Annotated in this window: 13 protein-coding genes; 8 read left to right on the top strand and 5 right to left on the bottom strand. The window is 70.2% G+C overall.

The window, feature by feature from the left end:
- Window positions 1-56 precede the first annotated feature (56 nt).
- Window positions 57-1,796: a glycerol-3-phosphate dehydrogenase/oxidase gene (locus SM418_RS22740; RefSeq protein WP_371942910.1), complete on the top strand. Its 1,740-nt coding sequence runs from the start codon at window positions 57-59 to the stop codon at window positions 1,794-1,796.
- A gap of 30 nt (window positions 1,797-1,826) precedes the next feature.
- On the opposite strand, the gene SM418_RS22735 is transcribed toward SM418_RS22740, so the two are convergent.
- Entirely contained in the window at window positions 1,827-2,492 is a 666-nt protein-coding gene (locus SM418_RS22735) for a TetR/AcrR family transcriptional regulator (protein ID WP_371942909.1), read from the bottom strand.
- Window positions 2,493-2,895: 403 nt separating this feature from the next.
- Here SM418_RS22735 and SM418_RS22730 point away from each other — a divergent pair, with 403 nt between their 5' ends.
- Both SM418_RS22730 and SM418_RS22725 read left to right on the top strand, forming a co-directional pair.
- Window positions 2,896-4,476, top strand: coding sequence for a succinic semialdehyde dehydrogenase (locus tag SM418_RS22730; RefSeq protein WP_371942908.1), 1,581 nt, complete (start codon window positions 2,896-2,898; stop codon window positions 4,474-4,476).
- 9 nt (window positions 4,477-4,485) lie between these two features.
- The gene (locus tag SM418_RS22725) at window positions 4,486-6,237 is read left to right on the top strand and encodes an FAD-dependent oxidoreductase (protein ID WP_371942907.1); all 1,752 of its coding nucleotides are present in this window, start codon (window positions 4,486-4,488) and stop codon (window positions 6,235-6,237) included.
- Window positions 6,238-6,344: 107 nt separating this feature from the next.
- Here SM418_RS22725 and SM418_RS22720 read toward each other — a convergent pair whose 3' ends face one another.
- Window positions 6,345-7,229, bottom strand: a complete 885-nt coding sequence (locus tag SM418_RS22720; protein ID WP_371942906.1) for a zinc metalloprotease — start codon at window positions 7,227-7,229, stop codon at window positions 6,345-6,347.
- Window positions 7,230-7,396: 167 nt separating this feature from the next.
- Here SM418_RS22720 and SM418_RS22715 point away from each other — a divergent pair, with 167 nt between their 5' ends.
- The gene (locus SM418_RS22715) at window positions 7,397-8,128 is read left to right on the top strand and encodes a DNA alkylation repair protein (protein WP_371942905.1); all 732 of its coding nucleotides are present in this window, start codon (window positions 7,397-7,399) and stop codon (window positions 8,126-8,128) included.
- Between the two features lie 18 nt (window positions 8,129-8,146).
- On the opposite strand, the gene SM418_RS22710 is transcribed toward SM418_RS22715, so the two are convergent.
- The gene (locus SM418_RS22710; RefSeq protein ID WP_371942904.1) at window positions 8,147-9,082 is read right to left on the bottom strand and encodes a zinc metalloprotease; all 936 of its coding nucleotides are present in this window, start codon (window positions 9,080-9,082) and stop codon (window positions 8,147-8,149) included.
- Between the two features lie 239 nt (window positions 9,083-9,321).
- On the opposite strand from SM418_RS22710, the gene guaA reads away from it, so the two are divergent.
- Window positions 9,322-10,890 carry a glutamine-hydrolyzing GMP synthase gene (gene guaA, locus SM418_RS22705; RefSeq protein ID WP_371942903.1) on the top strand — a complete coding sequence of 523 codons (1,569 nt, stop codon included), beginning with the start codon at window positions 9,322-9,324 and terminating at the stop codon, window positions 10,888-10,890.
- A 153-nt stretch (window positions 10,891-11,043) separates the two neighbouring features.
- On the opposite strand, the gene ahpD is transcribed toward guaA, so the two are convergent.
- A complete protein-coding gene (ahpD, locus tag SM418_RS22700) occupies window positions 11,044-11,586 on the bottom strand; it encodes an alkylhydroperoxidase, AhpD family (RefSeq protein ID WP_371942902.1) in 543 nt (180 codons plus the stop codon).
- Between the two features lie 67 nt (window positions 11,587-11,653).
- Window positions 11,654-12,208, bottom strand: a complete 555-nt coding sequence (locus SM418_RS22695) for a peroxiredoxin (protein WP_371942901.1) — start codon at window positions 12,206-12,208, stop codon at window positions 11,654-11,656.
- Window positions 12,209-12,606: 398 nt separating this feature from the next.
- Here SM418_RS22695 and SM418_RS22690 point away from each other — a divergent pair, with 398 nt between their 5' ends.
- The 3 genes from SM418_RS22690 to SM418_RS22680 all read left to right on the top strand — a co-directional run bounded on the left by SM418_RS22690 (window position 12,607) and on the right by SM418_RS22680 (window position 18,677).
- Window positions 12,607-14,061, top strand: coding sequence for a carotenoid oxygenase family protein (locus SM418_RS22690; protein ID WP_371942900.1), 1,455 nt, complete (start codon window positions 12,607-12,609; stop codon window positions 14,059-14,061).
- A 112-nt stretch (window positions 14,062-14,173) separates the two neighbouring features.
- The gene (locus SM418_RS22685; RefSeq protein ID WP_371942899.1) at window positions 14,174-15,106 is read left to right on the top strand and encodes a LysR substrate-binding domain-containing protein; all 933 of its coding nucleotides are present in this window, start codon (window positions 14,174-14,176) and stop codon (window positions 15,104-15,106) included.
- 127 nt (window positions 15,107-15,233) lie between these two features.
- Window positions 15,234-18,677 carry a bifunctional glycosyltransferase/CDP-glycerol:glycerophosphate glycerophosphotransferase gene (locus SM418_RS22680; RefSeq protein ID WP_371942898.1) on the top strand — a complete coding sequence of 1,148 codons (3,444 nt, stop codon included), beginning with the start codon at window positions 15,234-15,236 and terminating at the stop codon, window positions 18,675-18,677.
- The last annotated feature ends 40 nt before the right edge of the window (window positions 18,678-18,717 follow it).

Raw genomic sequence — 18,717 nt, 5'->3', positions numbered from 1 at the left:
GTCCCTACTCTTGGGTAGGTAATGCTCGGAACCGAACCGCTGTGGGGGGATATGCGATGACGGCATCACCGGTGACCGGTCTTGGAAGCTCCCGGTTGGGCCCGGCCGAACGGGCCGCGTCGCTCGACCGCATGGCCCGCGAGGAATTCGACGTGGTCGTGGTGGGCGGCGGCATCGTCGGGGCGGGCGCGGCGCTGGACGCGGCCACCCGGGGCCTGTCGGTCGCGGTGGTCGAGGCACGCGACTTCGCGTCCGGGACGTCGTCCCGCTCGTCCAAGCTGGTCCACGGCGGGCTGCGCTACCTGGAGCAGTACAACTTCGATCTCGTCCGGGAGGCGCTGACCGAGCGCAGCCTGCTCCTGCAGCAGATCGCGCCGCACCTGGTGAAGCCGGTCCCGTTCCTGCTGCCGACCATGCACCGCGTGTGGGAGCGCGCGTACTTCGGCGCCGGCGTGGCGCTGTACGACCTGCTCGCGTTCCAGATGGGCAGCACCCGCGGCGTCCCGCACCACCGGCACCTGACCCGGCGCGGCGCGCTGCGGCTCGCGCCGTCCCTGCGCAAGGACTCCTTCACCGGCGCGATCCAGTACTGGGACGCGCAGGTCGACGACGCCCGCTACGTGATGACGGTGCTGCGGACGGCCGCGGAGTACGGCGCGCAGATCGCGTCCCGCACGCAGTGCCTCGGGTTCCTGCGCGAGGGCGAGCGCGTCACCGGGCTGCGCATCCGCGATCTTGAGGGCAACACGACCAGCGAGGTGCGCGCCAAGCAGGTCGTGAACGCCACCGGCGTGTGGTCGGACGACATCCAGGAACTCGTCGGCGGGCGCGGCCAGATCCATGTGAAGGCGTCGAAGGGCATTCACCTCGTCGTCCCCAAGGACCGCATCCACTCCTCGACGGGGATCATCCTCCGTACCGAGAAGTCGGTCCTGTTCGTGATCCCGTGGGGGCGGCACTGGATCATCGGCACGACGGACACCGCGTGGGACCTCGACCGGGCCCACCCCGCCGCGTCCAAGACCGACATCGACTACGTCCTGGACCACGTCAACTCGGTCCTCAGCACCCCCCTCACCCACGACGACGTCGAGGGCGTCTACGCGGGCCTGCGCCCGCTGCTCACCGGCGAGACCGAGGAGACTTCCAAGCTCTCCCGCGAGCACGTCGTGGCGCACCCCGTCCCGGGCCTGGTCCTGGTGGCCGGCGGCAAGTACACGACCTACCGCGTCATGGCGAAGGACGCCATCGACGCCGTCGCCCACGGCTTGGACGGCAAGGTCGCCGAGTCGTGCACCGACCGCATCCCCCTCGTCGGCGGGGACGGTTTCCAGGCCATGTGGAACGCCCGCCAACGCCTCGCGTCCCGTTCCGGCCTGCACGTCGCCCGCATCGAGCATCTCCTGCGCCGCTACGGCACCCTCGTGGACGACCTGCTCGGGCTGATCTCCGACAAGCCCGACCTGGCCAAGCCCCTCGCCGGCGCCGACGACTACCTCCGCGCCGAGGTGGTCTACGCCGCCACCCACGAGGGCGCCCGGCACCTCAACGACGTCCTCGCCCGCCGCACCCGCATCTCCATCGAGACCTGGGACCGGGGCGTCGGCGTCGCCCAGGAGGCGGCCGACCTCCTCGCGCCCGTCCTCGGCTGGTCCAAGAAGCAGCGCGACCGCGAGATCGAGTACTACCGCAAGCGCGTGGAGGCCGAACGCGCCTCCCAGACCCAGGTGGACGACCAGGAAGCCGACGCCCATCGCCGGGGCGCCCCCGACATCGTCCCCATCGCGACCCCCTGACCGGGGCCGCCGATCCCGCCCGGCTCTCGGCTAGGCCGAGGGGGCGGAGCGGGGGGCCTGCATCAGGGTCTTGCCGGTGTTGTACAGGTCGGCAGGGACTCGCGCAGGGTCCAGGAGGTGCTGGAAGGCGAGGCCGAAGTCGAGGGCCATGGTCAGGGTGGCGCGGTCGGCGGGGGCTATGCCGTCCCCGGGGGCGAGTTCGCTGGCCAGCTGGGCGCGGCGGTCGGCGTACCAGTCGGCGATGCGCCAGCCGGCGGCGTAGTCGCGCATGCCGTAGAGCCAGAACTCGACGAGGAGCAGGGCGAGCCGGCGGGGGCGGTCGTCGGTCTCGTGGCGGAGGGACGAGCGGCCGGCGCGGTCGGAGTCCTCACCGGTGCCGCGGCGGGCGTCCTCCCCGGCGGCGCGGAGTTCGTCGCAGACGTCGGGGCCGGTGCGGTCGCTGGTGATGCGTTCCATCAGGGCGAGCAGCAGATCGGCCTTGCCCGCGAAGTTGGAGTAGACGGCGCCCTTGGTGAGGCCGGCCGCCGCCGCGATGTCGTCGAGCGAGGCGCCGTGGATGCCGCGCTCGGCCCAGAGGTGCTCGGCGGCGGTGAGCAGGGCCGTGCGGGTCTGCTCGCGCCGGCGCCGGCGCGGCCGCGGGCCGCCGGTTCCCGCGATGGCGCCGTTGGGCCGCTGGTCGCCGTGGGCGTCCCTCATTCGCTGTTCCCTCCGTCGTGTCCGAGACGCGCGTGCCCGAGGGGTGCGCGTCCGGCCCTCCCGTGCGCGGTCGCGCGACTCCGGTCGCGTGCGTCGGTGCCTGCGTGTCGGTGCCTGCGTGTCGGTGCCTGCGTGTCGGCGCGCGTCCCGCCGTGCCCGGGAACGCGGCAGCGGACGGTCCGGGCGGCGGGTCGGGCGCCGAGATTCTCTCCCGCCCTTCGGAATACACCGGTCGAACATGGTCAGTCTGCGAGTTGCGCATTCCGGCCGTCTTGGAACGCTCCGTTGGATCTCGGGTTGTCATCCGGAGACGGATACGGCGTGATTAGGTGCGGCATATCACCGGATACGGTGCGTTACTTGTGGGTAGCCAAGAATGGGCAGGTGGTCATACTCTGCCTGCATGGCATCCCCGACGGCCCCTGCCAAAGGCGCGGCAGAGCACACGCTTCCCCAGACCCTGATCGACCGGCTGGCCTCCCGCGTCGCCTCGACCGGCGCGGGCAGCGCGACGATCCCCAGCCCGTTCACCGGTGAGCCCCTCGCGACCGTTCCGCTCTCCACGGCCGACGACGTCCGCAAGGCCTACGAGCGTGCCAGGGACGCGCAGCGGGCCTGGGCGGCGCTGCCCGCAGGCGAGCGGGTCAAGCCCTTCCTGAAGCTGACCGAGGCGCTGGTCGACCGGCGCGAAGAGATCCTCGACATCATCCAGCTGGAGACCGGCAAGGCGCGCCGCCACGCGATGGAGGAGTTCCTCGACGTGGCGCTGTGCTCGCTGTACTACGCCAGGCGGGCCCCGAAGCTGCTGAAGCCGAAGCGCCGGCAGGGCATGATGCCGGTGGTGACGCGCGTGCGGGAGCTGCGGCACCCGAAGGGCGTCGTGGCGGTGATCGCCCCGTGGAACTACCCGTTCGCCCTCGGGGCGAGCGACATCGCGCCTGCGCTGATGGCGGGCAACGCGGTCATCCACAAGCCCGACACCCAGACGTGCCTGTCCAGCCTGTGGGTGCTCGACCTGCTGGTCTCGCTCGGGCTCCCCGAGGACCTGTGGCAGATCGTCGTCGGCGAGCCGGCCGAGATCGGCGACCCGCTGGTGGAGAACGCCGACTACGTCTCGTTCACCGGCTCGACGCGCGGCGGCAGGGCCATCGCCGAGAAGGTCGCGCCGCGCCTCGTCGCCTACTCGCTGGAGCTCGGCGGCAAGAACCCCATGATCGTCATGCCGGACGCCGACGTCGAGCGGACCGCGCGCGGCGCCGTCCGGGCCTGCTTCACCAACGCCGGGCAGCTGTGCATCTCGATCGAGCGGATGTACGTCCACGAGGACGTCTACGACCGTTTCGTCCCCCGGTTCGTCGAGCTGGTCGAGGGCATGAAGCTCGGCGCCGGCCTCGACTTCGACGCCGAGATGGGCTCGCTGACCTACCAGCGCCAGCTGGACGCGGTGACCCGGCACGTCGACCAGGCCGTCGAGGAGGGCGCGACCGTCCTCGCCGGCGGCAAGGCCCGGCCCGACGTCGGCCCGCTGTTCTACGAGCCGACGATCCTCGCGGACGTCAACGGCGACATGGACCTGTGCGCGAACGAGACGTTCGGGCCCGTCGTCGCGGTCTACAAGTACCGGGACGAGGACGAGGTCGTCGCCCGCGCCAACGACACCGCCTACGGCCTGAACGCGTCCGTGTGGACGAAGTCCCCGGCGCGGGGCCGCCGCCTCGCCGCCCGCATCCAGGCGGGCACCGTCAACATCAACGACGGTTACGGCGCCGCGTTCGCGTCCTACGACTCCCCGATGGGCGGAATGAAGCAGTCCGGGGTGGGACGCCGCCACGGCGCCGAGGGCCTGCTGAAGTACACCGAGGTGCAGACCGTCGCGAGCCAGCACTTCATGGACCTCGAACCGCCGGGCTCCATCGCCTACGACAAGTTCGCCGGCTACCTGGTGAACGGCATCAAGCTCATGAAGAAGCTGCGGATCAAGTAGGGAACGTTTGTGAAACATGACTTCGACGTGCTCATCGTCGGGTCGGGGTTCGGCGGCAGCGTCTCGGCGCTGCGGCTGACCGAGAAGGGCTACCGGGTCGCGGTGATCGAGGCGGGCCGCCGCTTCGACACGAACCCGTCCGGCGCGCCGGGGTCCCGGTATCCGGAACTGCCGAAGACGAACTGGCGCGTCGGGCGGTACCTCTGGGCGCCGGCGTTCGGCCTGACCGGCATCCAGCGGATGCACCTCATCCGCGGCGCGAAGGCGAGCCGCGTGATGGTGCTCGCCGGCGCGGGCGTGGGCGGCGGGTCGCTGAACTACGCCAACACCCTGTACGTCCCGCCGGAGCCCTTCTTCAAGGACCGGCAGTGGGCGCACATCACCGACTGGCAGGACGAACTGGCCCCCCACTACGAGCAGGCCCGCCGGATGCTGGGCGTCGTCCAGAACCCCACGACGACCGAGGCCGACAAGGTCATGAAGCGGGTCGCCGACCGGATGGGCAAGGGCGGCACGTTCGTCAAGACCCCGGTCGGCGTGTACTTCGGGCGCGGCGCCGGGATCGAGAGCGCCGACCCGTACTTCGGCGGGGCGGGCCCGCGCCGGCGCGGCTGCCTCGAATGCGGCGAGTGCATGGTGGGCTGCCGCCACGGCGCGAAGAACATGCTCACGGAGAACTACCTGTACCTCGCCGAGAAGGCCGGCGCCCGCGTGATGCCGCTCAGCCGCGTCACCTCGGTCCGGCCGCTGCCCGGCGGCGGATACGAGGTCGGGATCGTCCGGACCGGCTCGTTCGGCCGCGACCGCAAGACGTTCACGACCGGGCAGGTCGTGTTCGCGGCCGGCACCTACGGGACGCAGAAGCTCCTGCACAAGCTCAAGGCGACCGGGGCCCTCCCGCGCCTGTCGGACCGGCTCGGCGCCCTGACCCGCACGAACTCCGAGGCGATCCTCGGCGGTGGCCGCCGGCACGGCCGGCCCGGCCCCGACTTCTCCACGGGCGTCGCGATCACCTCCTCGTTCCACCCGGCCCCGGACACGCACGTCGAGCCCGTCCGCTACGGCCGGGGCTCCAACCTCCTCGCCGGCCTGCAGACCCTCCTCGTCGACGGGGACCGGCCGGGCGAGCGGCACACGCCCCGCATCCGGAAGTTCGCCCGCGAGGTGGTGCGCCGCCCCCGCGACCTCGTCCAGCTCTTCGACGTCCGGCGCTGGTCGGAGCGGACGGTCATCGCGCTGGTCATGCAGACCCGCGACAACTCGATCACCCTGCGCCCGAAGAAGGGGCCTTTCGGGTGGGACGTCCGCGCGTCCGCCGGGCACGGCGAGCCGAACCCGACCTGGATCCCGGAGGGGCACGAGGCCACGCGCCTGATCGCCGAGGAGATCGGCGGCATGCCCGGCGGTTCCTGGGGCGACCTGTTCGACGTCCCGATGACCGCCCACTTCCTCGGCGGCTGCGCCATCGGCGACTCCGCCGACTCCGGCGTGATCGACGCCTACCACCGCGTCTACGGGCACCCGGGCCTGCACGTCGTGGACGGCTCCGCGATCTCGGCCAACCTGGGCGTCAACCCGTCCCTGACCATCACGGCCCAGGCCGAACGCGCCATGTCGTTCTGGCCGAACCGCTCCGAGGACGACCCGCGCCCGGCGCTGGGCGCCCCGTACCGCCGCGTCGCCCCCGTCGCGCCGAAGAACCCGGCCGTCCCGAGCGCCGCCCCGGCGGCCCTGAGACTCCCGATCGTCGACATAACGTGACACGCCGGGCTTGTAAGGCGTCCCGCTGATCAGGCACCGTGACGTGGGGAGCCCACCGCGGTCGGGTGGTACCGCGGTGGGCTCTCGGGGGCGTTACCCGGTTCTTGCTAGGCGCGGTAGGCGGCCCACTGGGACGCCATGCGCGAGGCCTGGCCCGGCGTGAACTCGTACATGCACGGGTCGTAGGTGTAGTCCATGAAGTTGTGGATGGGGTCGGCTCCCGTGGTGGAACAGGTGTCGCGGTTCGTGGGGCAGCCCGTGGCGGGGCTCTGCTCGGCCGGGGTGTCGGAGACGCGGTCGCCCTGGCCGCTGCAGCCGCCCTGGAACGTGTGGTACAGCCCCATCCAGTGGCCCACTTCGTGGGTTGCGGTGTCGCCCTCGTTGTAGTTGGTCAGAGCACCGCCCGGCAGGCTCTGGTAGTGGATGACGACGCCGTCCATCGCGGGCTGGGATTTGTAGCTGCTCGGGAACGTGGCCCAGCCGAGGAGGCTGTCGCCGAGGTCGGCCGTGTAGACGTTGAGGTCCTGCGCGGTGCCCGTGTGCAGCGCGCTCTTCATCTGGCTCTCGTAGCCCTCGGGGTCGGAGAACCAGGCCGCGTTCTGCGTCCGCTTGATCTCCGACAGGGTGAACGTGACGCCACTGCCGGCATAGGCGTTGTTGAGGACGTTGAGCTGCTGCTGCAGCGTCGAGTCAGAGACATTGCCTGCGCTGCCATAGACGACCTGGAAGTGGACCCTGACGGTGACGGTGGCGGCGATGGCCGTCTTCTTGAGCTTGCTCACGCGGTTCTGGAAGTCCTGCTCCATCGCGGCGACCTTGGCCGCGCTCGGCTGGTTCCGTTCGGTGACGTGTGCGCCGGCCCGGACGCGGGCCTGCGCGGGCTGGTCCGCGCACTGGGTGGACGGGGCGGCCAGGATGGCGGGGGCGGCGGGCGCGTACGCCGTGAAGGCGGCGGCCAGGCCGAGGACGGTGGCGAGTGCGGCGCGTTTCATGGAACTCCTTGGGGGGCGGCGCGAGCGGGGGAGCGCGCTGGGGGAGCGGAGTCATCGCTGGAACCAGAGTGAATGCGAACAAACATCACGTCTTTGGCAAACCTGGACGAACAGGGACAGGTAACGCTGAATACGGCGCCATAGCGCCGCGGCGTAGCGTGGCCCGCATGGACGTGAAAGGGGAGGCGGCGCGGATCCTGGCGGAGTTGCGCGCGCAGGCGGAGCCGGAACGAGCCGAGAGCGAGAAGCGCTATCTGAAAAGCGATTTCGTCCACATCGGCGTGCCCGTGCCGGCGCTGCGCAAGGTCGCCGTGTCGGCGGTGAAGGCGAGCGCCAAGCCCACGCGGGACGAGGTGCTGGGCCTGGCCCAAATCCTCTGGGACGCGACCGACGAAGGACGTCCCGTGCATGAGGCTCGTATGGCGGCCATTGACGTGCTCGTCAAGCGTGCCGCCCTGTTGGAGCCCCGCGACCTCGGGACGGTCGAAAGGCTCATCCGCGGCTCAACGAGTTGGGTGTACGTCGACGCCATCGCGGAGAAGGTCGTCGGCCGGCTGGTGGTCAGCTATCCGGACCTTGCGGCGGTTTTGGACGCATGGGTCGACGACCCCAACATGTGGATACGGCGTACGGCCGCTCTGGCGTTGCTGCCAGGCATCCGGACGGGAAACCCGGATCTGGAGAGAATCAGCCGCTTCGGAGACTCGCTGATAGGCGAACGCGAGTTCTTCATCAGGAAAGCCCTGGGATGGGTCCTCCGGGAGCTTTCCAAGAAGGACCCAGCCTGGGTGGTGCAGTGGGTCGAGCCACGCCTTGCCGCCGTGTCGGGTGTGACGCTGCGCGAGGCCGTCCGGCGCCTGCCCGCCGACGACGCGGCCCGGCTGCGCAAACCGTCATAGGCGCATCTCAGGCCCGTTCTAGGCGCGGTAGGCCGCCCACACCTCGTGCATGCGGGTGCCCTGGCCCGCGGTGAAGGACGTCATGCACGTGTCGTAGCTGTAGTCCATGTAGTTGTGCACAGGGTCGGTGCCGGGTGAGGGGCAGGTGTCCTTGTCGGTCGGGCATCCGTTCGTGGGATCGCGCTCGGGAGGGGTGTCGGCGACCCGGTCGCCGTTGCCGCCGCAGCCGTCCTGGAACGTGTGGTAGAGCCCCAGCCAATGCCCCACCTCGTGGGTGGCGCTGAAGCCCCTGTTGAAGTGCTCGATGTAACCGTCCGGCATGCTGCCGTAGTGGATGGTGACGCCGTCCATCTGGGGGTCGGCCTGGTACTTCCACGGGAACGTCGACCAGCCGAGCAGATCCCCGCCTATGTACGTGCTGTACAGATTCAGCGTCCCCTTGCCGCCCTTGTGCAGTTGAGGTTTGTAGGTGCCCTCGTAGCGTTCCGGGTCCTGGAACCAGGCCGCGTTGTCGGAACGGCTGATCTCGCGGAGTTCGAAGGAGACTTGGGTGTCCGCACCTCCGTTGCCCCCGCCGTACGACGCGTTCATAGTGCTGATCTGGCGATTGACCTCTTCGGTGGACACGTTGCCCTTCGCCCCGTCATGGATCACATGGAAGTAGACGGGCACCGTGATCTGAGCCGCCGTGCGGATGCCGGCGCCGTCCGACTGGGCGTCCGCGCCCTGCCCGCCGAGGCGAAGACCGTCCAGGACCCGATTCAGCCGCTGCTCCACGGTGGCCGCCTGCGCGGGGGTCAGATCGTTGCGTTCCATGCCGCGCCCGCCCGTCCGGAGCCGCGCCTCCGGGTGCGTGCAGTCGCCGGCGCGTCCACGCTGGGGGGCGGCGGTCGGTCCGGACGGCACGGTGGGGACGAGGGCGGCGAGCAGGACGGCGGCGGCGAGCAGCTTCACGGCACTCCTAGGGAGGTCGCTTGCGGACGGGAGCCATGCAGGCGCATGCCTTCGACTACAGGGCGTCATTAACACGTACCAGAACGCAGCGCTCCCGTCGGTGTGATCAAGGTAAATGGATGCCGACCGTTATCGGCCGATCGCACCATGTGATGTCCGTGTCCGGGGTGCGGCGCATCGGCGCAGGCAGCGGGCCCGTAGACTGGAGGACCCTTCCGGCCGTGCGAAAGGCTTAGTTGGTGGCCGCAGACCAGTCCTTTGACACCGTCCTCGTCGTCGACTTCGGCGCGCAGTACGCGCAGCTGATCGCGCGGCGCGTCCGCGAGTGCCATGTGTTCAGCGAGATCGTGCCGTCCACGATGCCGGCGGCGGAGATGCTCGCCAAACGGCCGAAGGCGATCATCCTGTCGGGCGGCCCGGCGTCGGTGTACGAGAAGGGAGCGCCGGCCGCGCCGGACGGCCTGTTCGACATCGGCGTCCCGACACTCGGCATCTGCTACGGCCACCAGGTGATGGCGCAGACCCTCGGCGGGACGGTCGAGAACTCCGATGTCGCCGAGTACGGCGGCGCGACCGTCGCCGTCGCCTCTCCGGGCATGCTGTTCGCGGGGCTGCCGCACGAGCAGGCGGTGTGGATGTCCCACCGCGACTTCGTCAGCAGCGCGCCGTCCGGTTTCACGGTGACGGCCAGCACCGACGTCACACCGGTCGCCGGCATGGAGGACCTGGACCGCGGTTTCTTCGGCGTCCAGTTCCACCCGGAGGTGCTGCACACCGAGCACGGCATGGAGGTCCTCCGGCGCTTCCTGTACGAGGGCGCCGGATGCCGCCCCAACTGGACGATGGTGAACATCGCGGACGAGTCGATCCAGGCCGTCCGGGAGCAGGTCGGGGCGAAGCGGGCGATCTGCGGGCTGTCGGGCGGGGTCGACTCGGCCGTCGCCGCCGCGCTCGTCCAGCAGGCCATCGGCGACCAGCTGACCTGCGTGTTCGTCGACCACGGCCTGCTGCGCAAGGGCGAGCCCGAACAGGTCGAGAAGGACTTCGTCGCGGTCACCGGCGTGAACCTGCACGTCGTGGACGCCCAGGACCGCTTCCTGGCCGCCCTCGGCGGGGTCACCGACCCCGAGGAGAAGCGCAAGATCATCGGCCGCGAGTTCATCCGCGTGTTCGAGGAGGCGGCCCGGGAGATCGTCGGCGAGGACGCGGCCGAACCGGTCGAGTTCCTCGTCCAGGGGACCCTCTACCCGGACGTGGTCGAATCGGGCGGCGGCACCGGCGCGGCCAACATCAAGTCGCACCACAACGTCGGCGGCCTCCCCGACGACCTGCAGTTCAAGCTGATCGAACCGCTGCGGACGCTGTTCAAGGACGAGGTCCGGGCGCTCGGCGAGCAGCTCGGACTGCCGCCCGAGATCGTCTGGCGGCAGCCGTTCCCGGGCCCCGGTCTCGGCATCCGCATCATCGGCGCCGTCACGCGCGACCGCCTGGACATCCTCCGCGACGCGGACGCCATCGCCCGCGAGGAGCTGACCCGCGCCGGCCTCGACCGCGACATCTGGCAGTTCCCGGTCGTGCTGCTGGCGGACGTCCGGTCCGTCGGCGTGCAGGGCGACAGCCGGACGTACGGCCACCCGATCGTCCTGCGCCCGGTGACCAGCGAGGACGCGATGACGGCCGACTGGGCGAGGCTCCCCTACGACGTCCTGCAGCGGATCTCGACCCGCATCACCAACGAGGTCCGCGAGATCAACCGCGTCACGGTCGACATCACGTCCAAGCCCCCGGGCACCATCGAGTGGGAGTGAGACCGCCGCGCTGAGCATTCCGCGCAGCCATCGGTCATCGCTCGATCGGCGGACCGCCGACGATGCGAAACGCCCGGCCGGGTAGCCCGGCCGGGCGTTTCGCGATCTCGCAGCGCGGTCGGCCGACAGCGACGGCCGCGGTCTTCGCGCAGGTCAGACGGTGGCGGGCGCCAGGGCGGCCTCGGCCTCCAGCGTCGCGGCGGTCGCGTTGACGACGGCGGCGATCCGCAGCGCCTCCTGGACGAGCTCGCGCGACAGTCCGCCCTCGCGGACGACCTTCTCGTGCGACTCCAGGCACCGCCCGCACCCGTTGATCGCGGACACGGCCAGCGACCACAGCTCGAAGTCGACCTTGTCCACCCCGGGCTTGCCGATGATCGACATCCGCAGCTTGGCGGGCAGCGTCGCGTACGTCTCGTCCCCGATCAGGTGGGTGGCGCGGTAGTACACGTTGTTCATCGCCATGATCGACGCGGCGCCCTTGGCCGCCGCGAACGCCTCGGCGGACAGGTAGTCGCCCGCCTCCTCGGCCAGTTCCCGGATGACGACGGCGCTGCGCGTGGCGAGGGCGCAGGCGAGGACCGTCCCCCACAGCTGCTGCTCGGTGAGCGCGGAGGTGGAGGTCAGCGAGCCCAGGTTGAGCTTGGTGTCCTTGGCGTAGCCCGGGAGGGCGCTCTTCAGCGCGTCAACGCTCATGATCATGCGTCCTTTCCTGCGAACGGCCGGCCGCGCGTCGCGGCCGGCCGTGAACGATCTCGGCGGATCAGGCGCCGGCCAGCAGCTCGGTGGCGTCGAGGGTGTCCTCGCCCTTGTTCCAGTTGCAGGGGCACAGCTCGTCGCTCTGCAGCGCGTCGAGGACCCGCAGGACCTCCTTGACGTTCCGGCCCACGGAGCCGGCGGTCACCATGGCGAACTGGATCTCGTTGTTGGGGTCGACGATGAACGTCGCCCGCTGCGCCACGCCGTCCTCGGTGAGGATGCCGAGGGCCTCGCTCAGCTCGCGCTTGAGGTCGGACAGCATCGGGAACGGGATCTCGCGCAGGTCCGGGTGGTCCTTGCGCCAGGCGAAGTGGACGAACTCGTTGTCGACGGACGCGCCGAGCACCTGCGCGTCGCGGTCGGCGAAGTCCTCGTTGAGACGGCCGAACTCGGCGATCTCGGTCGGACACACGAAGGTGAAGTCCTTGGGCCAGAAGAACACGACCCGCCACTTGCCCTCGTAGGACTTGTGGTTGATCGTCTCGAACGCGTTCTCGGCGTCCAGCGAGACGCAGGCGGTGAGCTCGTACTCGGGGAACTGGTCACCGACAGTAAGCACGCATGCTCCTTCGTCATGAGAAAGGGTCGCCTCCACATGAGGAGGCGCAGGAGGCCGCGGGGTCTCCGCCTCGGCGGCCGATGTCACTCAGAGTGCCGCGCCTCGATCGAAAAGAGAAATCGATAGATCCCAAGAATGCGATAGGGGCTGCCTATCAATCCTTGAGAGATCGCGCTGACCTGCGCCGACATGGCGGCAGGGAATGTGGGAGGGCCGTTCGGTAGACGTAAATCACACAGAATCGCCCTAAAACCCGCTTAACGCTGCGTAGCGCGCAAATTGTAGCTGGCCGCGCAGCCCCCGGGCGCGGTCGGGCGGCCCCGGAGACGGCGATTGACGCGAGGGTAAGTTTGAACTTACGTTTCTGGCGACGTCTGTGTCCAGATCGGGAGGCCGCCGTGCCCTTGCAGACCGCACCGGACATGGGGAAGATCTTCGCCCCGCTGATGCACGAGCACGACTACGTCGTCGACGAGATCGACGGCGAGCTTCCGTCCGGCCTCACCGGGACGCTGTACCGCATCGGCCCCGGCAAGTGGGAGGTCGGCCGCACGCTGCTGCACCACCTGTTCGACGGCGACGGGATGGTCTCCCAGTTCAGCTTCGACGGCCGCGAGGTCCGGTTCCGCAACCGGTACGTCCGGACGCCGCAGTTCCAGGACGGCATGGTCGCCGGGCACGCCCGCAAGCCCGGTGTGGGGACGGCCGTCCCGGGCGGGTTCTGGGCCAACTTCGCGAAGGCGAAAGGGCCCGCCAACGTCGCCAACACCGGGGTCGCGCTGCACGCCGACCGGCTGCTGGCCCTATGGGAGGGCGGCCCCCCGTACCGCCTCGACCCGGACACCCTGGAAACCCTCGGCACCTACGACTTCGACGGCCGGCTGCGCGGGGCGCTCAAGTCGTTCTCCGCCCACCCCAAGTGGGACCCCGCGACCGGGGAGATGTTCAACTTCGGCCAGGACTTCTCACCGCTGCCCGCCATCAACTGCTGGAAGGTCGACCGGCGCGGCCGGATGCAGCGGCTCGCCAAGGTCCGCATGCTGAACATGCCGTGGAACCACGATGTGGCGCTCACGACCCAGCACATGGTGTTCGTCCTGGACCCGTACATGTTCGACCTCCGCACCATGCTGAGCGGCGCCCCCGTTTTCGACGCGATCCAGCATCGTCCGGAGAAGGGGACGCGGTTCGTGCTCGTCCCGCGCAACGGCGGCCCCGCGCGGATCGTGGAACATGACGCGCTCGTCCACGTCCATGTGGCGAACGCGTTCGAGGACGGCACCGACACCGTCGTCGACCTGGTGCTGCTGGACGACTTCGCCGCGATCAGACGCGACCTGTCGGAGTTCCGCACCCGCTTCACGGACCTGCCGCCCAGCAGGCTCATGCGGTACCGGATCACCCCGGCGGGCCGCGTGATCGAGACGCAGCTGTCCGACACCCCCGGCGAGTTCCCGCAGTACGACTGGCGCCGCTCCACCCGCCCGCACAGGTACACCTACATGACCGGACGGACGGGCCCCAGTGGCGAGTACGACAGCGTCGTGAAGGTCGACAACGACAACGGCCGCACGGACGTCCACGAGATGGGGCCGGACACGTATGTGGGCGAACCCATCTTCGTTCCCCGCACGCCGGATGCCGCCGAGGACGACGGGTGGGTGCTGGCCGTGGTGTATCTCGCCGCAGAGCACCGCTCGCAGCTCACCATCCTGGACGCCCGCGGCTTGGAACGTGTCGCGACGCTCCAGCTGAAGCACCACCTCCCGTTCGGATTCCACGGCACCTTCACCGGCCGGGTCGCCGAACCGGGCGCCCCCATCCCGCACCCTGATCGGCTGCCCCTCTTGTAGGGCGATCCTGTGGTCAAGGCTGTGGTGAATTGCACGTTGTGGTGAATCCCACCGGGGCTTGACCAGCGATGCATCACGATCTGTGACGGTCGTTCGGTACCGTTCGGTCGAGATGGCGATCAGCAGACCGACGATGGCTCAGTTGCGGGCGTTCCTGGCGCTCGCCGAGCATCTGCACTTCCGGGACGCCGCCGCCGCGCTGCGCATGAGCCAGCCCGCGCTGTCCGGCGCGGTGGCCGCGCTCGAAGAGAACCTGGGAACACGGCTCGTCGAGCGGACGACCCGGAAGGTTCTGCTGACGCCCGCCGGTGAGCAGGTCGCACGGCGCGCGGAGGTCGTCCTAGCGGAACTGGATCGCCTGGTAGACGAGGTCAAGGCCGTCCAAGGTCTGCTGGTGGGTCCGCTCAGGGTCGGGGTGATTCCGACCGTCGCGCCATATCTGCTGCCCATCGTCCTGCCGAGGCTCGCCAAGGAGTACCCCGACCTGGAGTTGTCGGTGCACGAGGAGCAGACCGAGCACGTCGTGGCGGAGCTGCTCGCCGGACGGCTGGACGTGGTGCTGCTGGCGCTGCCCGTCCCCGCGGCCGGGGTCACGGAGATCGTCCTGTACGACGAGGACTTCGTGCTCGTCGCGCCCGCCGGGTTCGAGCTGGGCGACGAGGAGATCGCGCGCGAGGCGCTGAACGACATGGACGTCCTCCTGCTCAACAAGGGGCACTGCCTGCGCGACCAGGCTCTGGAGATCTGCCGGGACGTGGGCGCGCGCACCGCCGCGGCGACGTACGCGACGAGCCTGGCGACGCTGGTCCAGCTCGTGTCGGGCGGGCTCGGCGTGACGCTCGTCCCGGAGACCGCGCTGCCGGTGGAGACGCGCCGGGCGCCGAACCTCGGCCTGCACCGGTTCGCGTCGCCGGCGCCGTTCCGCAGGATCGGCCTCGGCTTCCGGGCGACGTCCCCCCGGGCGGACGAGTTCGAGGCGCTCGCCGAGAGCGTCCGCGTCGCCGTCGCCGAGTCCGGGGTGGCGCCGGGCATCCGCCGGGCCTGACCTTAACGCGCCGGTAAATCGCGGCCAGGCGAGGTCAAGTCTGCGTCAGGGGACGGGCTGGCAATAGCGATGCGCGTTCAGATGCTCGCGCGGCGTCATCATGCTCTGTGGGCGAGAAGGAGGCCCCATGTCCCCGAAGCTCAGCGTCGTCGTGCCGTTCCACAACACCGAGGAGTACTTCCGGGAGTGCCTGGAGTCGCTGGCCCGTCAGACGCTGCGCGACCTTGAGGTGGTCCTGGTGGACGACGGGTCCACCGACAACAGCGCGGTGATCGCCAAGGAGGTGTGCGCGCGCGACCAGCGGTTCCGGCTGTTCCCGCGCGAGCAGGAGGGCCCTGGGCCCGCGCGCAACGCGGGGGTGCGGCAGGCGAGGGGCAAGTACCTGGCGTTCGCCGACGCCGACGACATCGTGGAGCTGGACGCCTACGCGCGGTTGGTCGGTTCGCTTGACCGGACGGGTTCCGACATGGCTTCGGGCAACGTCGAACGTATGGACGCGGACCGCAAATGGCAGTCGCCTCTGCATGACGGTGTGTTCACCGAGCCCTGTTCGCGGACGCATGTGTCGTCCAAGCCGGTCCTCATGCGCGACCGTACGCCGTGGAACAAGGTGTACCGGCGCGGGTTCTGGGACAAGGTCGGCCTGGAATTCCCCAGGGGCTTCTACGAGGACCCTCCCGTCACGGCGCGCGCGCACGCGCTGGCCCGGTCCGTGGACGTCCTGAGCGAGACGGTCTACTACTGGCGCAAGCGGCCCGGGTCCATCACCGAGGAACGCTATGACTGGGACAACCTCAACCAGCGCATGGCATCGGCACGCTTGCTGCGGGAAGGCCTGGCCGACTACGCGCCGCACCTGCTGAACGCCTACGACGAGTACGCCCTTGTCCCGATCGAGCTGCGCGTCCTTTTCGAGGCCCTCCCTAGGACGCAGGACGAGCACCGTGAGGAACTCCTCGCCATGGGCGCCGCGCTGGCGCGGCGCATCAGCCCGCGCGTGGTGAAGCGGATGCCCGCGATGACGCGCCTGCAACTGCACCTGCTCTGCCGCCGGATGCTGCCGGAGTTGCTGGAAGTCCTGCGGTTCGTTCGGTTCCGGCGGGTGGCGGACGCGCCGCGGGTCCGGCGCGGGCTGCGGCACCGCTGGTACGCGGAGTTCCCGTTCTTCGAGGACGAGGAGCTGGCCGTCCCGGCGCACGTGTACGACGTGACCGACGAGCTGGGGCCGGTCGCGGCGGTCGACCGGGCCTCCTGGGTGGACGGGCGGCTCCGCATCGAGGGGCACGCCTACATCCGGCACCTGGACTCCTCCAGCGAGGACGGCTCGCGCATCAGGCTGTGGCTGGTGGCGTCGAACCGGCGCGGCCTCATGCGCGTCCCGGTGAGCCGGGTCCGCCGGCCGGACGTGACCGCCCGGTCGCGGCAGTCGACGGTCTCCTACGACTGGTCCGGGTTCGTCGCGGAGATCGACCCGGCCGCGCTGAAGATGTTCGGACGCTGGCGGGACGTCGACTGGGTCCCGTGCGTGGAGATCGTCAACCGGGGGCTGCGGCGGCGCTCCACGCTCGCCAACCCGCGCCTCACCGGCCTGCAGTGGCCGGACGACCGGGAGTGCGCGCCGGGCGTCCTCGTCCAGGGCGTGGCGGCGCGGAGCCGGTTCGTCGTGCAGGTGCGGCGGACGCCGGCGGCGGTCGTCGGGTGCCGTCTGGAGGGCGGCGAGCTGTGCCTGGACGGCTGGAGCCGCGTCCCGTTCGGGGACGAGCCGCGCGTCACGGCCACGCCGAAGGCGGGCCGGGCGACGGTGACCGGCCCGGTCGAACGGGCCGGCGGCGAGAGATTCCGGGCCAGGCTGCCCGCGGCCGGGCTGGTGCGGCGCCAGGGCGACTGGGAGGTCTGCCTGCCCGACGGCGTCCGCCCCTACCTGGACGAGGACGCGGCCGGGTCCGCGTTCCCCGTCCCCGGCGGAGAGCTGGAGATCGCGAGGACCAGGCGGAGCACGCTGCGGATCGTCGTGCGCGGGCGGGCCCTCGTCCTCGACGAGGTGTCCTGGAAGTCCGACGGTGCCCTGCATCTGGCCGGGACGTGCACCGGCCGCGCCGGACTGCCCGACTCCCTGTTCCTCCGGCGACGACGGTCGTCCGAGGAGCACACCGTCGCGTTGCTCTGGGAGGGCGACCGTTTCACCGCGAAGTTCTCTCCCGCGCGCATGCCCGTGCTCGGCCTGTCCCGTCCCTTGGTGGCCGGCCGTTGGGACGTCCTCACGACCATCGGCGGACAGGAACAACCGGTCCTCGTCAGGCGCCACACCCTCCGCGATCTGCCCGAACCCTTTGAGGCGGGCCTGCACCGCGTCACCGTCCGCGCGCACAAGACCGACCAGTTGATGCTGCGGATCGAGACGGCCCTGGACGACGACGAGCGCGGAGCCTACGCGCAGAGCCGCATACGGTCAGGCCACTACCGGCGCCACCTCAACCTGCCCGTTCGCGACCTCGCGGTGTTCGACGCGTACCGGGGACGCCAGTACTCGTGCAACCCGCGCGGCATCTATGACGAGCTTCGACGGCGCGGAACCAACCTGGAGTGTGTCTGGGTCACCGAGAACGGCCAGTTCGGTAAGCCGACCGGTGCCCGCACTGTTCTGGTGGGCACGCGGGAGCACTACGAGGCTCTCGCCCGCGCGCGCTTCGTCTTCGGCAACTGGTCGCAGCAGGAATGGTTCACCAAACGCGACGACCAGACATACGTGCAGTGCTGGCATGGGACGCCGCTGAAGAAGCTTGGCCACGACGTCAAGGAGATGCCCTACAAGCGCACCGAGGGTGTCGACTGGATGGAGTACGACGTCCCCCAGTGGGATCTGCTCCTCGCGCAGAACTCGTTCTCCGTGCCGCTGTTCCGGCGGGCGTTCGGCTACCACGGGGACGTCCTCGAAAGCGGCTATCCCCGCAACGACGTCCTGAGCAGCCCGCACCGGCACGAGATCGCGGCGGCGGTCAGGCGGCGCCTGGGCATCCCCGAGGGCAAGCGGGTCGTTCTGTACGCGCCGACCTGGCGGGACGACTTCCACCACGCCATCGGCAAGCGCGCCTTCCGCCTTGAACTCGACATCGACCGGTTCAGGGCGGCGCTGGGCCGCGACCACGTCCTGCTCCTGCGCACGCACTATCTCGTGACCGACCGGCCGAAGCTGCGCCCGGGCGATTGCGTGATGGACGTGTCCGTCTACCCCGACATCTCCGAGCTCTTCCTGATCAGCGACGTGCTCGTGACGGACTACTCGTCCTCCATGTTCGACTTCGCCGTCACCGGCCGCCCGATGGTGTTCTTCACCTACGACCTGGAGCGTTACCGCGACCACGTGCGCGGCTTCTACTTCGACTTCGACGCGGAGGCCCCGGGGCCGCTGCTGAGCACGTCGCGGGAGGTCGTCGACGCGTTGCGCGACCCGGCCGCGCTGGACGCCGGGTTCCGGGACGCCCGCGCCGCCTTCGCCGCCCGCTACTGCCCGCACGACGACGGCCATGCCGCCTCCCGCGTGCTCGATCGGCTCCTCCAACCCGGTCATTGACCAGCTCCACGTAAACCTCGCTCATCCCCATCACGGAGTC

The sequence above is a fragment of the Actinomadura chokoriensis genome, assembly GCF_041463665.1.
Classification (GTDB): Bacteria; Actinomycetota; Actinomycetes; order Streptosporangiales; family Streptosporangiaceae; genus Spirillospora; species Spirillospora chokoriensis_A.
The sequence above is the reverse complement of the archived record's forward strand: the minus strand, read 5'-3'. Positions and strand labels throughout refer to the sequence as shown.

Bases quoted from the DNA above. Each gene is read 5' to 3' on its own strand.
- SM418_RS22740 (WP_371942910.1), top strand. From the start codon at position 57: ATGACGGCATCACCGGTGACCGGTCTTGGAAGCTCCCGGTTGGGCCCG.
- SM418_RS22735 (WP_371942909.1), bottom strand. From the start codon at position 2,492: ATGAGGGACGCCCACGGCGACCAGCGGCCCAACGGCGCCATCGCGGGA.
- SM418_RS22730 (WP_371942908.1), top strand. From the start codon at position 2,896: ATGGCATCCCCGACGGCCCCTGCCAAAGGCGCGGCAGAGCACACGCTT.
- SM418_RS22720 (WP_371942906.1), bottom strand. From the start codon at position 7,229: ATGAAACGCGCCGCACTCGCCACCGTCCTCGGCCTGGCCGCCGCCTTC.
- SM418_RS22715 (WP_371942905.1), top strand. From the start codon at position 7,397: ATGGACGTGAAAGGGGAGGCGGCGCGGATCCTGGCGGAGTTGCGCGCG.
- ahpD (WP_371942902.1), bottom strand. From the start codon at position 11,586: ATGAGCGTTGACGCGCTGAAGAGCGCCCTCCCGGGCTACGCCAAGGAC.
- SM418_RS22685 (WP_371942899.1), top strand. From the start codon at position 14,174: ATGGCGATCAGCAGACCGACGATGGCTCAGTTGCGGGCGTTCCTGGCG.
- SM418_RS22680 (WP_371942898.1), top strand. From the start codon at position 15,234: ATGTCCCCGAAGCTCAGCGTCGTCGTGCCGTTCCACAACACCGAGGAG.